This is a genomic window from Sphingobacterium sp. NPDC055431 (genome assembly GCF_053644255.1).
In genome coordinates this window covers 272,902-290,490 of sequence record NZ_JBSHLH010000002.1, presented here as the reverse complement: position 1 = coordinate 290,490, position 17,589 = coordinate 272,902, and the positions used below count along the sequence as shown (strand labels likewise).

12 protein-coding genes are annotated in these 17,589 nt (G+C 40.3%); 5 read left to right on the top strand and 7 right to left on the bottom strand.

What is annotated here, in order from left to right; translation table 11 throughout:
• Window positions 1-6: 6 nt before the first annotated feature.
• Entirely contained in the window at window positions 7-1,530 is a 1,524-nt protein-coding gene (locus tag ACWIB3_RS04190) for a sulfatase family protein (protein WP_254528918.1), read from the bottom strand.
• Between the two features lie 128 nt (window positions 1,531-1,658).
• Between ACWIB3_RS04190 and ACWIB3_RS04185 the strand changes: the two genes are divergently transcribed.
• Genes ACWIB3_RS04185 through ACWIB3_RS04175 form a run of 3 tightly spaced genes read left to right on the top strand, consistent with a single transcriptional unit; the run spans window position 1,659 to window position 5,385 of the window.
• Window positions 1,659-3,044, top strand: a complete 1,386-nt coding sequence (locus ACWIB3_RS04185; protein ID WP_454290972.1) for a WG repeat-containing protein — start codon at window positions 1,659-1,661, stop codon at window positions 3,042-3,044.
• Window positions 3,045-3,046: 2 nt separating this feature from the next.
• Window positions 3,047-3,475 carry a hypothetical protein gene (locus ACWIB3_RS04180; protein ID WP_454290971.1) on the top strand — a complete coding sequence of 143 codons (429 nt, stop codon included), beginning with the start codon at window positions 3,047-3,049 and terminating at the stop codon, window positions 3,473-3,475.
• 41 nt (window positions 3,476-3,516) lie between these two features.
• Entirely contained in the window at window positions 3,517-5,385 is a 1,869-nt protein-coding gene (locus tag ACWIB3_RS04175) for a M1 family metallopeptidase (protein ID WP_454290970.1), read from the top strand.
• Window positions 5,386-5,599: 214 nt separating this feature from the next.
• On the opposite strand, the gene ACWIB3_RS04170 is transcribed toward ACWIB3_RS04175, so the two are convergent.
• The 6 genes from ACWIB3_RS04170 to ACWIB3_RS04145 all read right to left on the bottom strand — a co-directional run bounded on the left by ACWIB3_RS04170 (window position 5,600) and on the right by ACWIB3_RS04145 (window position 12,540).
• The gene (locus ACWIB3_RS04170) at window positions 5,600-7,114 is read right to left on the bottom strand and encodes a sulfatase-like hydrolase/transferase (RefSeq protein WP_454290969.1); all 1,515 of its coding nucleotides are present in this window, start codon (window positions 7,112-7,114) and stop codon (window positions 5,600-5,602) included.
• A gap of 121 nt (window positions 7,115-7,235) precedes the next feature.
• Window positions 7,236-9,428 (bottom strand): GH92 family glycosyl hydrolase, encoded by a 2,193-nt coding sequence (locus ACWIB3_RS04165; protein WP_454290968.1) that lies wholly within the window; start codon window positions 9,426-9,428, stop codon window positions 7,236-7,238.
• Window positions 9,429-9,713: 285 nt separating this feature from the next.
• Window positions 9,714-10,268 (bottom strand): GNAT family N-acetyltransferase, encoded by a 555-nt coding sequence (locus ACWIB3_RS04160; RefSeq protein ID WP_454290967.1) that lies wholly within the window; start codon window positions 10,266-10,268, stop codon window positions 9,714-9,716.
• A 37-nt stretch (window positions 10,269-10,305) separates the two neighbouring features.
• Window positions 10,306-11,376, bottom strand: coding sequence for a hypothetical protein (locus tag ACWIB3_RS04155; protein WP_454290966.1), 1,071 nt, complete (start codon window positions 11,374-11,376; stop codon window positions 10,306-10,308).
• 56 nt (window positions 11,377-11,432) lie between these two features.
• The gene (locus ACWIB3_RS04150) at window positions 11,433-11,852 is read right to left on the bottom strand and encodes a hypothetical protein (RefSeq protein WP_254528908.1); all 420 of its coding nucleotides are present in this window, start codon (window positions 11,850-11,852) and stop codon (window positions 11,433-11,435) included.
• A gap of 199 nt (window positions 11,853-12,051) precedes the next feature.
• Window positions 12,052-12,540 (bottom strand): hypothetical protein, encoded by a 489-nt coding sequence (locus tag ACWIB3_RS04145; RefSeq protein WP_454290965.1) that lies wholly within the window; start codon window positions 12,538-12,540, stop codon window positions 12,052-12,054.
• A 285-nt stretch (window positions 12,541-12,825) separates the two neighbouring features.
• On the opposite strand from ACWIB3_RS04145, the gene ACWIB3_RS04140 reads away from it, so the two are divergent.
• Window positions 12,826-16,044, top strand: a complete 3,219-nt coding sequence (locus tag ACWIB3_RS04140) for a SusC/RagA family TonB-linked outer membrane protein (RefSeq protein WP_454290964.1) — start codon at window positions 12,826-12,828, stop codon at window positions 16,042-16,044.
• A gap of 3 nt (window positions 16,045-16,047) precedes the next feature.
• Window positions 16,048-17,538, top strand: coding sequence for a SusD/RagB family nutrient-binding outer membrane lipoprotein (locus ACWIB3_RS04135; protein ID WP_454290963.1), 1,491 nt, complete (start codon window positions 16,048-16,050; stop codon window positions 17,536-17,538).
• The last annotated feature ends 51 nt before the right edge of the window (window positions 17,539-17,589 follow it).

Here is a 17,589-nt window from a genome sequence, read left to right as displayed (position 1 = left end):
AAAAGTTTAGGAAGCTTCAAATATAAGCATTGCTTCCGAATCATCCTGTTTCTGGATTTCATCTTTTAACTTTTTCATCATTTCCGCTTGTTTCTCAGTATAGTTAGGATTATTGTAGAGATTCTCCATTTCTTTTGGATCCTTGCGCATATCATAGAGCTCCCAAGAATTGACTTTATTATAGAAACGGATTAGTTTATATTGTCCGTCACTCACACCAAAATGCGGAGAAACATTATGGATTCCATCCTCATAATAATGGTAGTATAATTGTTTTCTATCCCCTTTTTTACCATGCACGATCGCACTGAAAGATTCCCCTTGAATATCTTCTGGAATCGGCACCCCTGCCAAATCCAACATCGTAGGCGCAATATCCACGGTCATCAAAAGATCGTTGACCTTCCTGGACTTTTTGATTTCTTTAGGGAAGCGCATCATCATTGGCGTACGGAAGGATTCCTCATACATAAAGCGTTTGTCAAACCATCCGTGTTCGCCCATGTAGAACCCTTGATCGGACATATAGATCACAATTGTATTCTCGGTCAGGTGATGCTCATCCAGATAATCCAATACCTTTCCTATATTTCTGTCCATTGATTCAGCAGTATTCAGGTAATCGGTCATATACCGTTGGAATTTCCATTCTGCCAATTTCTTTGGATCCGAAAAATCCTGACTCGCATAATCGGCTTTTACCTTCGCATAATATTGTCTGTATTTCTCACGATCGGATTCATCCATTCTCCTGAAATTGGACTCTTTCATCCAATCCTCTTCGGTTTTAAATAGCTTTAGGTCGTAATCTAATTTGATATCCTTGCTGATCTGCATTTCCTGGATCTTAGCAGCCTCTCTTCCCTTGTAATCATCATAGAAATTATCTGGTAATGGGAATTTCTTATGGTCATTCTTTCCAAAATCCTGTGGGTCTGGATCCCATTCCCTATGGGTTGCTTTATGACCTAGTATCAAACAGAATGGCTTTTCTCCATCCAAGGACCCCATCCAGTTCAATGCCTTTTCGGTTACAATATCCGACACATAACCCTTCTCCCTGGTCAATTCCCCTTTTTGGTTCTTGAAGTCAGGATTGAAATAATGCCCTTGGTTTAGCAGTACATCAAAGTAATCAAACCCTTCCAAAGTATCCCCTAAATGCTGTTTTCCAATCCATGAAGTTGTATACCCAGCCTTTCTGAGCTCTTTGACAAAGGAATTCTGGCTATGCTCAAAATGGGACTTTTCATTTTCCCGGTAACCATTTTTATGACTGTATTTCCCCGTCAACAAACTTGCACGGCTTGGCCCACATAGGGAATTGTTCACATAGGCGCGGTTGAAAAGTAAGCCTTCCTGAGCAATACGATCAATATTGGGCGTACTGCCAATCTTGGAGCCGTATGAAGAAATGGTCTGGAAAGAATGGTCATCGGATATAATGATCACGATATTTGGAGCCTTCTGAGCAAAAAGCACATTTATTCCGAAAACGAAAAAAAGCAGGTAGGTAGATAATCTAATCATACATTAAATATACAAATTCAAGGTTAAATATTATTGATTTAAATAAATCCAGAAATACTGTAAAATATTGCTTTCAGTAATTTGCAGAATCAATAAAAATGAGGACTTTTGCGTAATAATTTCATTACATGAAAAAGCTTTTTTCCCTCATTGTATCAACTCTTCTTTTCCAGTTTGCTCTTGCCCAACAAGAAGTTTATAAAATCATTTATACCATCTCCTTAGATGAGTCTTTCAAGTCCAACATCAAGGAATTGGGACAAGGTAAAAGTGAAGAATTAGAATTGTTTCTAACTCTATTGTCTGAAATGGAAGGTAAACCACTGATGGAGGCATGGGTCAGTGAGCATCAAAACAAAATCCATAACCTGTACTTTGAACCCACTTTACAACTCAGAGATACAAAAAACAAAACCCTGTTTTTTTTAGATTCATTAGCAAAAAGTTTTTCAAAGGAAGAATATGCTCCCGAGAGTGAATTTAATCTGCGAGTAAACTTAGATTCTGAAAAGACGGAAATGATCGCTGGATTTCCCAGTAAATTGGCAATTTTAGAATTACAGGATGAATCTAATGCAGGGGAACCTGAAATAGTTGAGGTATGGTATACGGATAAGATACCTGCAATTTTTTGGGGTAAATACCAATACCTGGATAAAATACCAGGTCTAGCTCTGAGGGTAAATGCGTTAGGTGCTGCGTATCAGGTGATGGAAATATCAAAAACCCAGGTTCCCGATAATTTCTTTGAAGTCCCTTCAGATTATTCCGATGAAGAATTAACGGAAATGGATCTAGGCGATGGAATGACCGCATATTACGATTCAACAAGTTTTTTATTTGGCTTAAAAAATCCTAATGGCGAAATCATCACCCAACCGAATTATTTGACAATAGCACCATTTAACAATGGAATAGCTGTGGCAGTAGACGAAGGAAACTTTGCAGGATTGATCGATGCTAACGGTAAGAACCTGACTGAATTCAAATTTGATAATATCCAGTATGACCCCGTTCTTGATGCTTATCTTTTCTCATTGGAAGGAATGATGAGTGTGATGGATACAAAAGGAAATAAAATCTGGAACAATGAATTTGAATATATCACTCCTTTCTCAGCGAATTACACCATTGTAATGACTTCGCTTAAGTTTGGACTTGCAGATCAAAAAGGTAATATCGTATTGCCCTTAGGGGAGAACGTCATCTTAAGTAATGACAACAAATACTATGTTTCAGAAAAGGATGAACTATACGAAATATATCAAATTGAAGGCAATAAACTGATTACTTCAGGAAATTACTATTTAGGATTATCCAATGAGGATGACCTATTCATCATATCAAAAGATAGCGAAAACTTCGGATTGATTAATTCAAAAGGTGAAACTATTCTTCCTTTGGAATATAGCTATATAAATCCTTTTGAAAATGGGAAGGCTATCGTTTTAAAAAATGGTGAATCCGAAGAAAGGGTCATCAATACCAAAGGAAAATTCATTAACAACCCGTAAACATGACTTACCAAATCAACACCCTACATCGAGGGAGATTTATCTGGATATTGCTAGGCTCCCTTTTTGTGGTTGGGTATTTTTTATCACTTAGCACCCTACAAGAAATCTATAAGATCTTGATCCTATTGTTCTGTATACCTGCCATCATGTGGGCAGCGGTCCGTTTCAGCAAACAGAACTCTACTTGGGTAATCGATAAGAGTAACATTAACATTACCAAGTTTGGCCAGGAAATCCAGATCCCCATCGCAGAAATCACCTATCTCAAGAACCATATCCGATCCGGAGGAAACCTTTTAGCCTTTCATAAAAAGGGAAAAATGAGCACCGTACGGATCTGGAGAAACAAGATTTTTGCCAACAATGATCAATTCGAACAATTGATCCAAACAATCAAAGACCTCGGAATCGAAATCGTCATCGGATAAGCCTGTCATTTTCAAATGTTAAATTTTATATATTTGGCATTATGAATCTAAAAAACACTCTTGGCTTACTAGTCTTGGCTCTTTGTTCCCTAACATCCTTTGCACAGCGCAAAACGTATTGGGATCAGAAAGTCGATTATACCATGGATATTGATGTCAACGAAAAGACATTCCAATACGATGGTAAGATGAACCTGAAATACAGCAATAATTCTGGACAAGAATTGAGCAAGGTCTACTTTCACCTCTATTTCAATGCCTTCCAACCTGGAAGCATGATGGATGAGCGTTTGAAAACCATTCCTGACCCGGATGCAAGAATGGTCACCAATATAGGCACTAAAGAACAACCTGTTCGTCAAAGCCGTATTTCTGTCCTGTCACCAGAACAGATCGGATATCAAAAAATCAAATCGGTAAAATACAATGGTACGGATGTAACCTTCAAAGAAGATGGCACCATCCTCGAGGTAACCTTGCCTACAGCGATCAAAGATGGCAGTACGGTAGAGTTTGAATTGACATGGCAAGCTCAGGTGCCTGAACAGATCCGCAGAAGCGGTCGTAATTCAAAAGAAGGTGTAGCATTCTCCATGACCCAATGGTATCCTAAAATGGCCCAATTCGATGAATTCGGCTGGCACCTGGACGAATACATTGGCCGTGAATTTATTGCCCCTTTCGGAAATTTCGATGTTACCATCCATATCAACAAAGATTACGTGATCGGATCTTCTGGAAAATTACAGAACCCTGCTGAAGTAAAGGGCTATGTAAAAAATGCCAAGATCAAAACCAAAAACAACAAAGCTTCTTGGCATTATAAAGCCGAGAATATCCATGATTTTGCTTGGGCAGCAGATCCTAAATTCGAAGTGGATTCTGCCAAAACAAAATTGGGAACTACTATCTATACGATTTACCTACCTACAGACCAAGAGGTTAAGGATAATTGGAAAACAGCATTAGGATTAGCTACGGAATTCTTTGATTTTACCAGTGAGAACTTCGGTGCCTATCCTTGGAAAACCTACTCGATCGTACAAGGTGGTGATGGTGGAATGGAATATGGAACAGCAACCTTGATCACAGGTGGTAGAAACTTGAAAGGCTTAGTGGGAGTAATCTTCCATGAAGCAGCGCATTCCTGGTACCAACAGTTGTTTGGTGTGAATGAAACAGTCGATGAATGGATGGATGAAGGTTTCACCAGTTATATTGAAGAACTGGCATACACTGAACTGTTTGAAAAACCAAAAGCAAGAGCACTTAACCCTATCGGTTCAGCTTATAATTCTTACTATCGCTTGGCTAAATCTGGAAAAGAGGAACCAATGAGTCTATTAGCAGACTATTACAATACCAACTTTGCCTATAGCATTGAAGCCTATAGTAAAGGTGGAGTATTGGCAGAACAAATGGGCTATATCATTGGAAAGCAAAACTTGCAAAAGACCTTCTTGAATTTCTATGATATCTGGAAATTCAAACACCCAACTCCTAATGACTTTAAAAGGGTAGCGGAAGAGACCTCTGGAATCAATTTGAAATGGTATTTCAACTTGTTTATCAATACTACGAGAACGATTGACTATGCCATTGCCAATGTTTCTGAAAACAGCATTGAAATCCAAAATAAATCGAACTTGGCTATGCCTATCGACCTATTGGTAGAATATGAAGATGGAAGCAAGGAACTTTTCTACATCCCATTACGTGAAATGCGCGGTGAAAAACCGGCTGAGCAATATGATATTTACCAAGGTGTAAAGCGCACGGTCCTTACGGATTGGTTCTGGACAAAACCAACTTATTCAGTGCCAGTTACCAAGAAAGTGAAAAAAGCTTGGATTGACCCTACTCAAAGGCTTGCTGACATCAACTACGATGACAATGCCTACGGTTTATAAATATTAAAAAATCTAGCAAGTAAAAAGGCTGTTCCCCATGATGGGGAACAGCCTTTTTACTTAATTTCCATGGTCAGTTTATTAGAAACTTTTCTTTGACCTTGTTTTAGTCTCATTCGAGACACATTCCGAATTTTCCGAATATGTCTCGAACAAGACTAAAACGAATCTCGAAGCCCATGCCAAAATTTTTGAACTTCAGGCTCCACAAATATTATTTCAGTACTTTTTCCAACAGTTCCTTTAACTCTGCGACTGCTTTTGGATTTTGTTTAGCAATATTATCTTTTTCTCCCGGATCTTTTGACAGATCAAATAATTGATCTTCGGCATGATTGCCCAGTTCAGTTCCGGTCAGTTCATTGAAAGCTCTCCCCTTGCTAGGCTTGATGTATTTCAAATTTTCTTTTGTAATAGAGAAGGTTCCTGCAGATTGAACAAGGAATTCCCTTCCTTTTTTATCTTTCCCGATAAATGCATTCCAGATATTCTCACTATCCAATTCGTCTTGATTGGGCAGCGGTTTTTTAAAGAAATTGGCAAAACTGGAAAGAAGATCCATCTGACAGACTAAAGCGTCTGACACCAGCTGCTTCTTGATGCCTTTTGGCCAGCTGATAATAAAGGGAACACGGGTACCGCCTTCAAAAGCCGAATATTTACCTCCTCTATATGGACCAAATGGATTATGTCCATTCAGCTGGGTCACCGCTCCGTCTACATAGCCGTCGTCCAATACGGCTCCATTATCACTGGTAAAGATAATGATCGTGTTTTCATAGATCCCCTTATCCTTTAAAGCTTGGACTATCTCGCCTACGGTATGGTCCAATTGTAGGATCGCATCGCCTCTGTAACCTAAGCCACTCTTCCCCTTGAACATGGTAGAAGGCATTCTTGGGACATGAGGTTCGGTAGCATGGTAGCTCAAGAAGAATGGTTTCCTGGCATTTTCACGGATATATTGAATGGTCTTATCGGCAAAAGTCATGGTTACTTCCTCATCCACCCATCTGGCCTGCAGGCCGCCAGTCATCCAGCCTATCCTTCCAATTCCATTGATAATGGTTTGGTTATGTCCATGGTTGGGACTAGCTTTCATTTTTAATAGTTCCGGATTTTCAAGCCCTGTCGGTTCGTTCCCGATCTTCTGTTTATAGGAAACCTCAATAGGATCATTAGGATCGACACCGACTACACGATGTCCTTCCAAGAAAACGGTTGGTACTCGGTCTGCCGTGGCAGGGAAGATATAGGAGTAATTGTAGCCTACTTCCAATGGTCCTGGTTTTATAGTTTCATTCCAATTTTTTTCTACCTGGCTACCTAAGCCTAGGTGCCATTTCCCGATTATTGCGGTTTCATATCCTTGTTGCTTAAAAAGTTCTGGCAGGGTCATCTGACCTTGATCGATGATCAAAGCTGCATCACCGGGCAGCACGCCAGTTCCTGTCTTTCGGAATGGATATTTGCCTGTCATCAGGGAATATCTGGAAGGTGTACAGGTTGCAGCGGAGGAATGTCCATTGGTAAACCTGACCCCTTGATTAGCCAAGGCATCTATATGTGGCGTGTGGATCTTGCTAGCGCCATAAGCACTCAAATCACCATAGCCTAAGTCATCCGCATAGATCATCACAACATTTGGTTTCTGTTGGCCGAAACTTATTGATGGAAGGAATAATAGCAAGAATAAAGCTTGAGTGAGCTTTAACAAAAGGGTTTTCATAGAAATGATTGGGTTTAGAATATACCCGAATATACTGATTTTATTGAAATGAGCAGAAAAGGAGGCAAATAATAAAGGCTGCCCGTTATGGGGCAGCCTTCCAGCTTTTTCTAAATTTTTATTAATTATCGGAACCCCAGTTTCTATTGGCTTTTTCGCCCATGACGAATTCTAGGACTCCGCCATTTAAAACATCTTTATGGGAGATCTCGGCTTTATTCAATGGTTTGCCGTTCAATTTAGCGGATTGTATATATTTAAATCTGTCCGAAGCATTTTTTGCAATGACCGTAAAGGTCTTTCCGTTTTCCAATTGGATGACTGCCTTTTCAAAGAATGGCGAACCGATGCTATACATTCCAGAGCCTGGAGTAACCGGATAGAAACCCAGTTGGGAGAACACGACAAAAGAGGAAAGTCCACCTCCATCTTCATCTCCTGGAACCCCCATGAGGTCATTGCGGAACCATTGCTTGATCAGGGTTTTGATCCTTTTTTGAGTCTTCCATGGTTGTCCTGCATAATTGTACAAATATGGTATATGTAGTGAGGGTTCATTTGCCATAGAGAATTGTCCAACATTTCCGGTGTGATCGGGTAACTGTTGGTAAAAATCAAATTTGGACTTGCCCAAAGGCTGCACGAACATTTCATCTAGGTAGTTCACGAATTGTTCATTCCCACCCATCAGATTGATCAAATCAGGGATATTGTGCTGAACATCCCAACGATAGATCCAAGCATTGTTCTCTCCATAATATTCCCTAGCGCCTTGGCCTCCTGAAAACACATAATCGAATGGTTCCAAGAATTTCCCTTTCTCATCTTTAGGGTGGAAGAATTTCGTTTCTTGGTTGAATAGGTTTCTATAATTGAAAGACTGTTTCATGAATTTCTCATAGTCTTCAGTCTTGCCTAAATGCTTAGCCAATTGCGCCAAACACCACAGGTCGTAGGAAGTACCTAAAGTAACGGCCACAGGTTGGCGTCGCTCAAAGCTGTGTACCTCTGGATAAGTTTCCTTTTCACCTGGATGCAGAGCTGGGATATAACCTTTTTCAAAGAAAAATTGGTCCATCTTTCCGGCAGGTTTACCAGACCAAGGAGCCAAGGTCTTTTCGGTAATCGCTCCTTTTGCGGCACGATAGGCCTCTTCTACATTGAATGAACGAACACCCTTCTCATAAGCATCTAAAAGAGCTGCCACCCCATGGTTGGAGTTCATTCTACGGCTATCGCCAGTAATCTCCGGGAAGGTAGGCAACCAGAAGTTAGGCATCTGTTCAGACATCCGGACGAATGATTGCAGGATATTGCCTTCCTTCTTGGTATCGATCAAGACATTGAGAGGATGATGGGCACGATATGAATCCCAAATCCAGTCATCTGTAAAGAATGGGACTCCCTCATCTGAATGGACCTTGCCGTCAAAGGCACTGAAGTAGCGACCATCTTCAGAAATATTGACTGGTCTTTCAAAGGTTCTGTACAGGGAAGTATAGAAGATGTTCTTATCATTTTCATTTTTCCCTTCCACCTTCAATTTGCCGAGTGCCTTATTCCAGGTTGCTTTTCCATCTGTCTTCACTTTTTCCAAATCGAAGTTCTTGATTTCACGGTTTAGGTTTGCTTTAGCCTGAGCTGCATCGATAAAGGAAATACCATAACGAACCTTTAAAGTCTTAGCCGCTGTTGGGAATGTCAAGACTAAATTCGCCTGATCGCCTGAGGCTTCCGTGGACTTGCTGACCTGACCATTGTTTAAGCTACCAACTTCGGTAGGTTTTTGGTCAAATTCTGCATAGATATAGACCTTTGTATTGTTCCCGATATCCTGACTTCCAGATACACCGTTTCCATCCCATTTCACATCGCCCTTGCGAGAATTAAAGATCAGTTGTGGCTGCCCTGTTTTTTCAAAGCCCAATTCATAGATGGCGGCCTGATGGGAAACAGCAAAGTCAACCTGAATATTATCCTCATCCAAATAAACGGAATAGCTATATGGATTGATGATTTCCTGATCATAGCTATAGTTCAATACCGGTTTTAAACCTCGGGTTCCCGAGACAATTGGGCTCAGGTTAAAGGCAGAGCTTCCGCGGTGACTGGTGACGATCAAAGGAAGGCCTTTGATGCGATCCGAGGTATAGTCAGCCCTTTCAGGATAGACACGTAACAGGGAATTTGGTAAATGAACGGTTGGGTAAGTTGGCACCAACAGGTGGGAAATATTTCCCATATAAGGATTGACATAATCTACCTCTGACTTTTGGGCCTGGGCTTGGGTTGCAGAGATAAAAATCATTGCCATGGCTGCAAAGCTCTTCCCTTTGCTCCAAATTTTCCCAATTCGCGGAATTTGACTCTTGAACATAGTGATCTAGTAATGTAATGTGAAAAAACACCGTTTACTGTTATACCGACTTCGAAATAAGCATTAGATTGATTGGTTTACAACAGGTCCACTATCAAATTTAATAAAAAAATTCACAAAAAAGATAGGTAGTAAAAAGGTTTTAGCTAATAATTTAGGGAATAATAACCCATAAAAAAACGCCTATGCGAGGGCATGGGCGTTTCCAGTATTTTTAAGCGATTATTTAATCTGCATATGTTCCAGATGTTTTCCCATCAACCATTTTTCGCCGACCACTTGGAAGCCTAGACGTTCATATAGTTTTTTAGCTTTCGGGTTATCATCATCGACAAGCAACCCTAGTACCGTTTTATTCTCGGTAACATACTCCCCGATCAGGAATTCAATAATTTTCGACCCTAGACCTTTACCTTGTTGATTGGGATTGACCCCGATGCAATCAATATAGAATTCGCCTGCTTGTGTTTCGTCTTCAGGGTTGAAATCACGTTGGAATTGAGATTCTACATATTGTGCAACCGGCTTTCTTAATTCATGTAATTTTGCACCATCGTAAACTAGGGCAGTAGCCACAACTTCTCCCTCCTCCTCGATTACCCAATTATTATTATAGGAATATTGATTACCTTCTTGTTTGACCAATTCTGTCAAAAAATGTAAGGCTTGCTGCTGGTCTCTTTGTCCAATAAAACGGTAGGCAATCTCTTCCATGGCCAACAATAAATAACTTGCTATTTGTTCCGAATCCTGCTTTAATCCTCTTCTAATATTCATTGTTAAAATAATATTTTGCCCTAAGATAAAAATTAATCTAAAAATTGACGAGGATGAGCTTGTATCCCTCATCCGTCCGGAGAAACTCAAATGTCTTTGATACATATGGGAATTCGTCGTACAAAGACAGGGATATGACCGGATACTTTGCATCTAATGAATCACCACATTGATCGAGATACATACTATAGGATTCGCCTTCAAATATGAAATAATTTAAGCTGGATTTAGAGATATCGTATTTTTTCGATCCGCTGATAACAGACTCGAACAGTTCCTTTAATATATCACCTTGACGGTTGATGTATTTAGGACTTTCCTCAAATACCCATTGATTTTGGTCCTCATGCCAATAGGCGATGCTGTCATAGGAATGCGAGATCAATTGTTCTTTTGTTATTTCTTTGGAAAATAATTTAGGAAAAAGCTGTTCAAACTCCTTTACATAGTCCATAAAGGCATAAGTATTACCATTTTTCCCCTTAAATTTTTCCCATGTCCCATCCTCAGGCAAAGAGCCATTGATACTTACTTGGTAAAAATTCAGGTTATCATTGTATGGGAAATCCTCAATAAGGACCTGATTATTCGTATCGATCAACATACTTTTTCCGCCCACAAAATAGGAATGTTCGTCATCTGGACTATCCCTTTTTCTTTGGGCGCCCTTTAAGGCAGGAATCATTCCATTATTGACACGCCCTAGGCCATTATAGATGGCAGGAATTTGAATTTCGCCTTCGGCATTAAGCAACCCTACCAGGTCATTTGCTTGGTCATAGAAACGGATAAAACCTTCACTCTCGCAATCCGGAACATTGTCAAAATAGTAGAGGCTGTCAATGCCAACCTTTCTTCCGGTCTTGGTCAGGAAATAAGAACGAAATTCTTCCTGATCGTTGACCTCTGTTACCGAAATGATATTGTCAAAAGAACTTGGGATCCTACTGACAGCTTGTAGGGAGAGTGGAACAATAACTTTTCCTTGCCGATCTTGATAGCCGACCAAGGTAGAATCAGCATTGTAGAATGCCTTTAGGTTTCTACTGACTTGCGCAAAAAGGACATTAGGAAGCAGGAAAGCACATAAAATCAATAGCAGTTTCATACAGAAAAGATAAGAAAAAACCAGCTTTCTGTGAAAGAACTTTTATTGAAAATGCATTAACGTTTTTTCTTGTTTTTCTTCTTTTTTTCCAATTGGTCAATCCTTGCCGTTAAGGCTGCAATGGTTATTTCTTGTGATTGAATGGTAGACTGTTGAGCGCTGATTACTTTTTCCAGGGCAGCGGACAAGGTACCATTATCGATAGGTTTATCGATTTTAGAAGGAAGGGTAATGGCGACTTCATGAAGTTGATGATTATCTTCTCTCAACATCTCGCCGGCACCAGAAACTAACCATTCAGGAGAAATATCGGCATAGCTAGATAGAATAGTGGCTATTGCATCGGAGCCTAGGGCGGAGTTTTTTTGTACGCCCTTAAAATTTGCATAGGAAAGACCCAATCCTTTAAAAAACTCGACTTTGTGTATACCCTTTGATTCGGCAATCAATAGTACTCTCTCTTTGATATTACTCATAGTATCTAGTGTTAATAAGTTTGGATAAAATATAGACTAAATTTATTAATATTTTCAGGAATAGCAATAAGTTAACAATAATATAATAAGGTTATTGATGAGATTCTGCGGGTGATTGCAGTGCTGTGGAGGAAGGTTTGGGCAATAAGAAAGCCGGCAAAACCCAATGTTTTACCGGCTTTCCACAAATGTCTAATTATTAAAACTTGAAGTTAAAACCAAGGTTAATTGCTCCGAAATTGACATCATTATTCACGGCACGGTAACCGCCGAAAAGTTCCCATTTCTGTTGTTGGTAACCAATTTTCGGCATATAGTAGAAACCTCCAGCATCTTCACCACCTGAAGTAGTCAAGGCATATCCCAGATCAGCTCCGATGAAGAATTCAGGAACGATAGAATATTGTCCAGAAGCCGCCAAAGGGATGTAGTTAAAATCTGAAAAGCCAGCGTCCTTATAATCAGATTTCAGGAAATAGTTCTGGAATCCGACAGTTGGTCCGACTTGGATCTTTTCGCCTACGCTCCAAAGATACGCTGCATCTACACCAGCAGTAAAGGAGGAAACATCGGCCACATCGCCAACTGGAAGTCCGATGTTGGCTCCGATCTTGAATTGACCTGGGCTCTGCGCATTAGCGTCTAAACTTAGCATTAAAATGGATGCAGCAAATACTAATTTTCTCATTTGAAATAGTTTAGGTGATTGATTTTCCATCCCAGTTTCAAACACCGATCCATCATTTGGTTTTATTGGTCCACAGATAGAGCTCCTAAATCTATATGTTTAAACAACCATTGATTAATATTTTTTATTTAAAGAAAAGGTTAGCTATCACTGATTTTAGTTCACAATTAATTAATGAATTATAAGTAATAATTTAATATTTGCTTAAAACTACCTTAAAATAGCTTTGCTTCTTTTGCAGAAATATATAGAACAGGGGTTCTATTATTAATCTAAATATTACTTATGGATTTATTAACCGTCCGAAAATCTCGGAAATTCAGCAAAATTGGCTATGCCCTTTTGTGCTGCGCGCTCATTGGAAAATCCGCTTCTGCAAGTAGTCTTGATGAAGCCCATTTCTATGAAACCGCTACCCTATCCATCCAGACCCAAGCAACTGGTAAGATAAAAAACGAAACCAACGAAGTCCTAGTTGGTACCACCATCCGAAACCTGACCAACAAGTTAAGTACAGCAAGTAAACTAGATGGTTCATTCCAAATCGAGGCTAAACAAGGCGATGTATTGGAGTTCACCTCACTAGGTTATGTGACACAGACCATTACCTACTCGGGCTCTCCGGTCAACATCGTGATGTTGAAGGATGAATCGGCATTGGAAGAAGTGGTTGTAACCGCAATCGGTATCAAACAACAAAAACGTAAGTTAGGTTATGCAACACAGGAAGTTAAAACAGAGGTGTTGGATCAATCTAAAACCATGAATATCGGGAATGCCTTATCAGGACAGGTTGCCGGATTGACCGTAACCAATCCGACAGGTATTTTCCAAAAACCTAATTTCTCCCTGCGTGGCAAGAATCCTATCATCGTAATCGATGGTATCGTTGTAGAAACGGATTTCTTCGATGTCCCTAGCGAGAACATTGCCAACATCAACGTACTGAAAGGTACCGCAGCCTCTACACTATATGGATCTAGAGGTAGAGATGGCGCTATCTTGATCACGACAAAATCAGCCAAAGAAGATGGATTGGAAGTGAGCTTCACCACAACGAACATGGTGACTGCAGGCTTCACGGTATTTCCAGAAACACAGACTGAATACGGTTCGGGATCGAATGGGAAATATGAATTCTGGGATGGTGCCGACGGTGGTATCTCAGATGGTGATATGACCTGGGGACCAAAACTGAATGCAGGGGTGAAAGTTCCGCAATGGAACAGTCCAATAAAAAATAAAAAGACTGGCGAAATCATTCCTTGGTGGGGTGATGTGAAAGGAACGATCTATGATGACCGCTCCTTATACGAACGTGTTCCGATGGATTTTGTGAGCCACAATAACCTTCAGGACTTCCTAAGAACAGGTTTTGTCAATGACAACAATGTAAGCATCGCTTATAAAGGGCAGAAAGCCGCTGTATTCTTTACCGGTAAATATGCTATCCAACAAGGACAGGTCCCTAATTCGCAATTGCAATCTGGCGGTGCGACGATGAACACTTCCTATATGTTCAATCCGTCCTTGAAATTGGACGTGAATCTATCGTATAACAAGGTCTATTCTCCAAATTACCCAAGATATGGCTACGGACCTAAAAACCACATGTACACCATCTTATTATGGATGGGTAATGACGTAAATGGTAAGGACCTGAGCGAGCATTACTATGTTCCTGGTCAGGAGGGGTTCCGCCAAGCGAACTATAACTATGCTTGGTACAACAACCCCTATTTTGCGGCAAATGAACTGAACCAACAACATAACCGCGATGTTCTGCAAGGTCAATCTACCTTGAACTGGCAGGTATCTCCAAACTTTACCGTTCAGGGACGTGCTTCGGCAAGACAGAATTCGTCTTTTGAAAATATGCAAAGTCCGAAATCTTATATGAACTATGGTGATTCAAGAAATGGTGATTATAAGGTTTGGAATAACAAGAGAGTTGATTTTGACGCGGACGTTTTGGCAACTTACCATGAAGAATTTGGTGAGAACTTTGGTATCAGCGTAAATGCTGGTTCATCTGTATACCAACGTAGAATGAACAATTCTTACTTGGCAACAGATGGATTGATCGTACCAAAACTATACAGTTTGGCTAATACGCAGGGTCCCGCTTCGGCTTCGACCTTCAACTCTGAAAAGGTGACCCGCTCGGTATACGGATCAGTGAACTTGGATTTATTTAAATCGACGTACATCAACTTCTCCGGAAGAAATGACTGGTCTTCTTCATTGCCACAAGGAAATAACTCTTACTTCTACCCTGCGGTTTCATTGAGTTCAATCTTATCTGATTACTTCAAATTACCTGCTGGAATTGACTATTTGAAGGTGTACTCCTCATTAGCACAGGTATCAAACGACTTAGATCCATATAGTACTTATTTGACTTATGGAAAGAACTTAACTTATGGATCGACTCCATCTGTTTCTTATAGGGATGTTCTTGCGAATCCTGCTATTTTACCTGAGCAGTCTACGGCTATCGAAGCAGGTTTAGCGCTTTCTTTCCTGAACAATAAAGTAAATGCCGAAGCAACTTATTACAATGTTTACGATGAGTTCCAGATCAGGGATTTAGCGATCTCAGAAGCTTCTGGATTCCCATTGAGAAAGTCCAATGTGCTGGATTTCAAAACCCAAGGTGTAGAGTTGATGTTGAATATCTATCCGATCAAGAATGAGAACTTCAGCTGGGATTTCTCGGTTAACTGGAGCAGACAGGTGAAAAAATTCGCTGCGATCCATGGCTCTGAGAAATTTGGCAACTATATGGTGGGTGACCGTGCTGATGCCTATTATGCTACCATTTGGCAAAAATCTGCTGATGGTCAAGTGATCCTGAACAATGCGACTAGGATGCCAATCCGTGACAGTTATGCTAAGAACGTAGGTCACTTGGATCCTAATTGGAGATTTGGTTTCCAAAATAGATTCAATATCCATGGATTCTCATTAAACCTAGATATTGATGGATCTGTTGGAGGATTGATCAACTCTGTAACCCATGAAAAAATGTGGTGGGGTGGCAAACACCCATCTTCAACCAAGTATAGAGATGCGGAATACACTGCTGGAAAATATGTTTATGTGCCGGAAGGTGTAATCGTAACAGGTGGTGAGCTGGTAAGGGATGTGAACGGGAAGGTGGTTTCTGATACCCGTACCTACGAGAAAAACACACAGGCTGTGAGCTGGCAGACATGGAGCCAGATCTATCCTTACCAAGCAAGGGTAACTGAGGATGAGAACAAATTCTTTGCAAATACCTTTGACCGCTCATTTGTTAAGCTTCGCCGCTTATCTGTAGCTTATGACATCAATAAATTCATCAAAACTTCAAAAGTGAAGTCAATCAATGCAACTGTTTTTGGTTACAACCTATTGATGTGGCAAAACATTCCATTCTTGGATCCTGACTATGGTGATGACAACAACCTTCAAGATCCGTCTGCACGTTACATTGGAGCATCCTTAAACTTTAAATTCTAAACCATGAATATCAAACATATTATCATATTGGGATTTCTTGCTCTCTTTGTGAGCTTAACCTCTTCTTGTAAAAAATTGGAAGAGATCAATATCAATCCCAACGAATCGTCTACAACACACCCACAGTTTTTATTGACAAAAATACAATGGGAAGCATTCAATGCCTTTAAAGGAACTGGTCCTTTATACGCCCTGAAAATGATTGTGCAGACTGATGGTGAGAACTCTAATCAGATCTATGCATGGCAACGTGGCGATTTCAGTGCTTACGGAAAATTGCGTGATGTAACGAAAATGATCGAGGAAGCTGAGAAAAGAAACTTGCAAGACTATATCGCCTTAGGTAAATTCTTCAGAGCGTATTATTTCTATAACCTAACGATGACTTTTGGAGATGTTCCTTATTCTGATGCATTGAAAGGTGAAAAAGAAAACAACTATTCTCCTAAATACGATAGCCAAAACGATGTATTTGTAGGGATTTTGAAGGAGTTGGAAGAGGCAAATACCTTGTTATCAAAAGTTGAAAACAGAATCGAAGGAGATATCATTTACGGCGGAACGGCTTCGCAATGGCGCAAATTGGTGAATGCTTTCAGGTTGAAGGTTTTAATGACTTTATCGCCAAAAGAGGCAGATGGAACAATTTCTCCGAAAGCTAAGTTCAGCCAGATCGTTAGCAGCGAACCTTTATTCACTTCGGGTACTGATGATGCTAAATTATTGTACTTAGATCAGATCGGAAACCGATATCCTGAATTCAACTCTAGTGGTTATGGTTCTGGTATGTACGTGGATTCGACTTTTATCAAAAGATTACAAGATCTTAAAGACGCTCGTTTATTCGTATTGTTCACCAGGACTCCAAACGCAGCCAAGGCTGGTAAAGCAGTGAACGATTTCACGGCATATGAAGGTGGGAACCCGATCAGACCTTATGATGAGGTCAACAAGAAAGCGACCAATGGTAATGTTTCAAAGGTTGCCGATCGCTTTACGAAGGATCCTACCAATGAACCATCGGTATTGTTGGGCTACAGCGAGCAACAGCTAATCTTGGCTGAAGCGGTTGTTAGAGGTTGGATATCTGGGAATGCTGACACTTTTTATAATGAGGGTGTGAAGGCTGGATTCAAGTTCTATGAAACTTATGCAAAAGGTCTTGGCAGCTATATAAATGAGGGTATAGCGAATACCTACTTGGCACAAAACACGGTAAAACTTTCTGCAGTTAGTGGGAAGGAAGAACAAATTGAGCGTATTATGATGCAAAGATATCTCCGTTCCTTCCATCAAGGAGGCTGGTCGGCATATTTTGACCATCTACGTACGGGGTATCCAAGTTTTGCAAAGACTAACCCGAATCATTTTGCATACAGATGGATGTATCCGCAAGCGGAATACAACTCCAATGCAACCAATGTAGCCGCTGCAATAGCTAGCCAGTTCTCTGGTTCTGATGCAATTACAGCCAAACCTTGGTGGTTGAAATAGTACTCTAAATTAATCATAGAAAAGGCCGGAAGTGTATATGAGGGCACTGAA

Coding starts and splice junctions, on each gene's coding strand:
- ACWIB3_RS04190 (WP_254528918.1), bottom strand. CDS start 1,530: ATGATTAGATTATCTACCTACCTGCTTTTTTTCGTTTTCGGAATAAAT.
- ACWIB3_RS04185 (WP_454290972.1), top strand. CDS start 1,659: ATGAAAAAGCTTTTTTCCCTCATTGTATCAACTCTTCTTTTCCAGTTT.
- ACWIB3_RS04180 (WP_454290971.1), top strand. CDS start 3,047: ATGACTTACCAAATCAACACCCTACATCGAGGGAGATTTATCTGGATA.
- ACWIB3_RS04175 (WP_454290970.1), top strand. CDS start 3,517: ATGAATCTAAAAAACACTCTTGGCTTACTAGTCTTGGCTCTTTGTTCC.
- ACWIB3_RS04170 (WP_454290969.1), bottom strand. CDS start 7,114: ATGAAAACCCTTTTGTTAAAGCTCACTCAAGCTTTATTCTTGCTATTA.
- ACWIB3_RS04165 (WP_454290968.1), bottom strand. CDS start 9,428: ATGGCAATGATTTTTATCTCTGCAACCCAAGCCCAGGCCCAAAAGTCA.
- ACWIB3_RS04160 (WP_454290967.1), bottom strand. CDS start 10,268: ATGAATATTAGAAGAGGATTAAAGCAGGATTCGGAACAAATAGCAAGT.
- ACWIB3_RS04155 (WP_454290966.1), bottom strand. CDS start 11,376: ATGAAACTGCTATTGATTTTATGTGCTTTCCTGCTTCCTAATGTCCTT.
- ACWIB3_RS04150 (WP_254528908.1), bottom strand. CDS start 11,852: ATGAGTAATATCAAAGAGAGAGTACTATTGATTGCCGAATCAAAGGGT.
- ACWIB3_RS04145 (WP_454290965.1), bottom strand. CDS start 12,540: ATGAGAAAATTAGTATTTGCTGCATCCATTTTAATGCTAAGTTTAGAC.
- ACWIB3_RS04140 (WP_454290964.1), top strand. CDS start 12,826: ATGGATTTATTAACCGTCCGAAAATCTCGGAAATTCAGCAAAATTGGC.
- ACWIB3_RS04135 (WP_454290963.1), top strand. CDS start 16,048: ATGAATATCAAACATATTATCATATTGGGATTTCTTGCTCTCTTTGTG.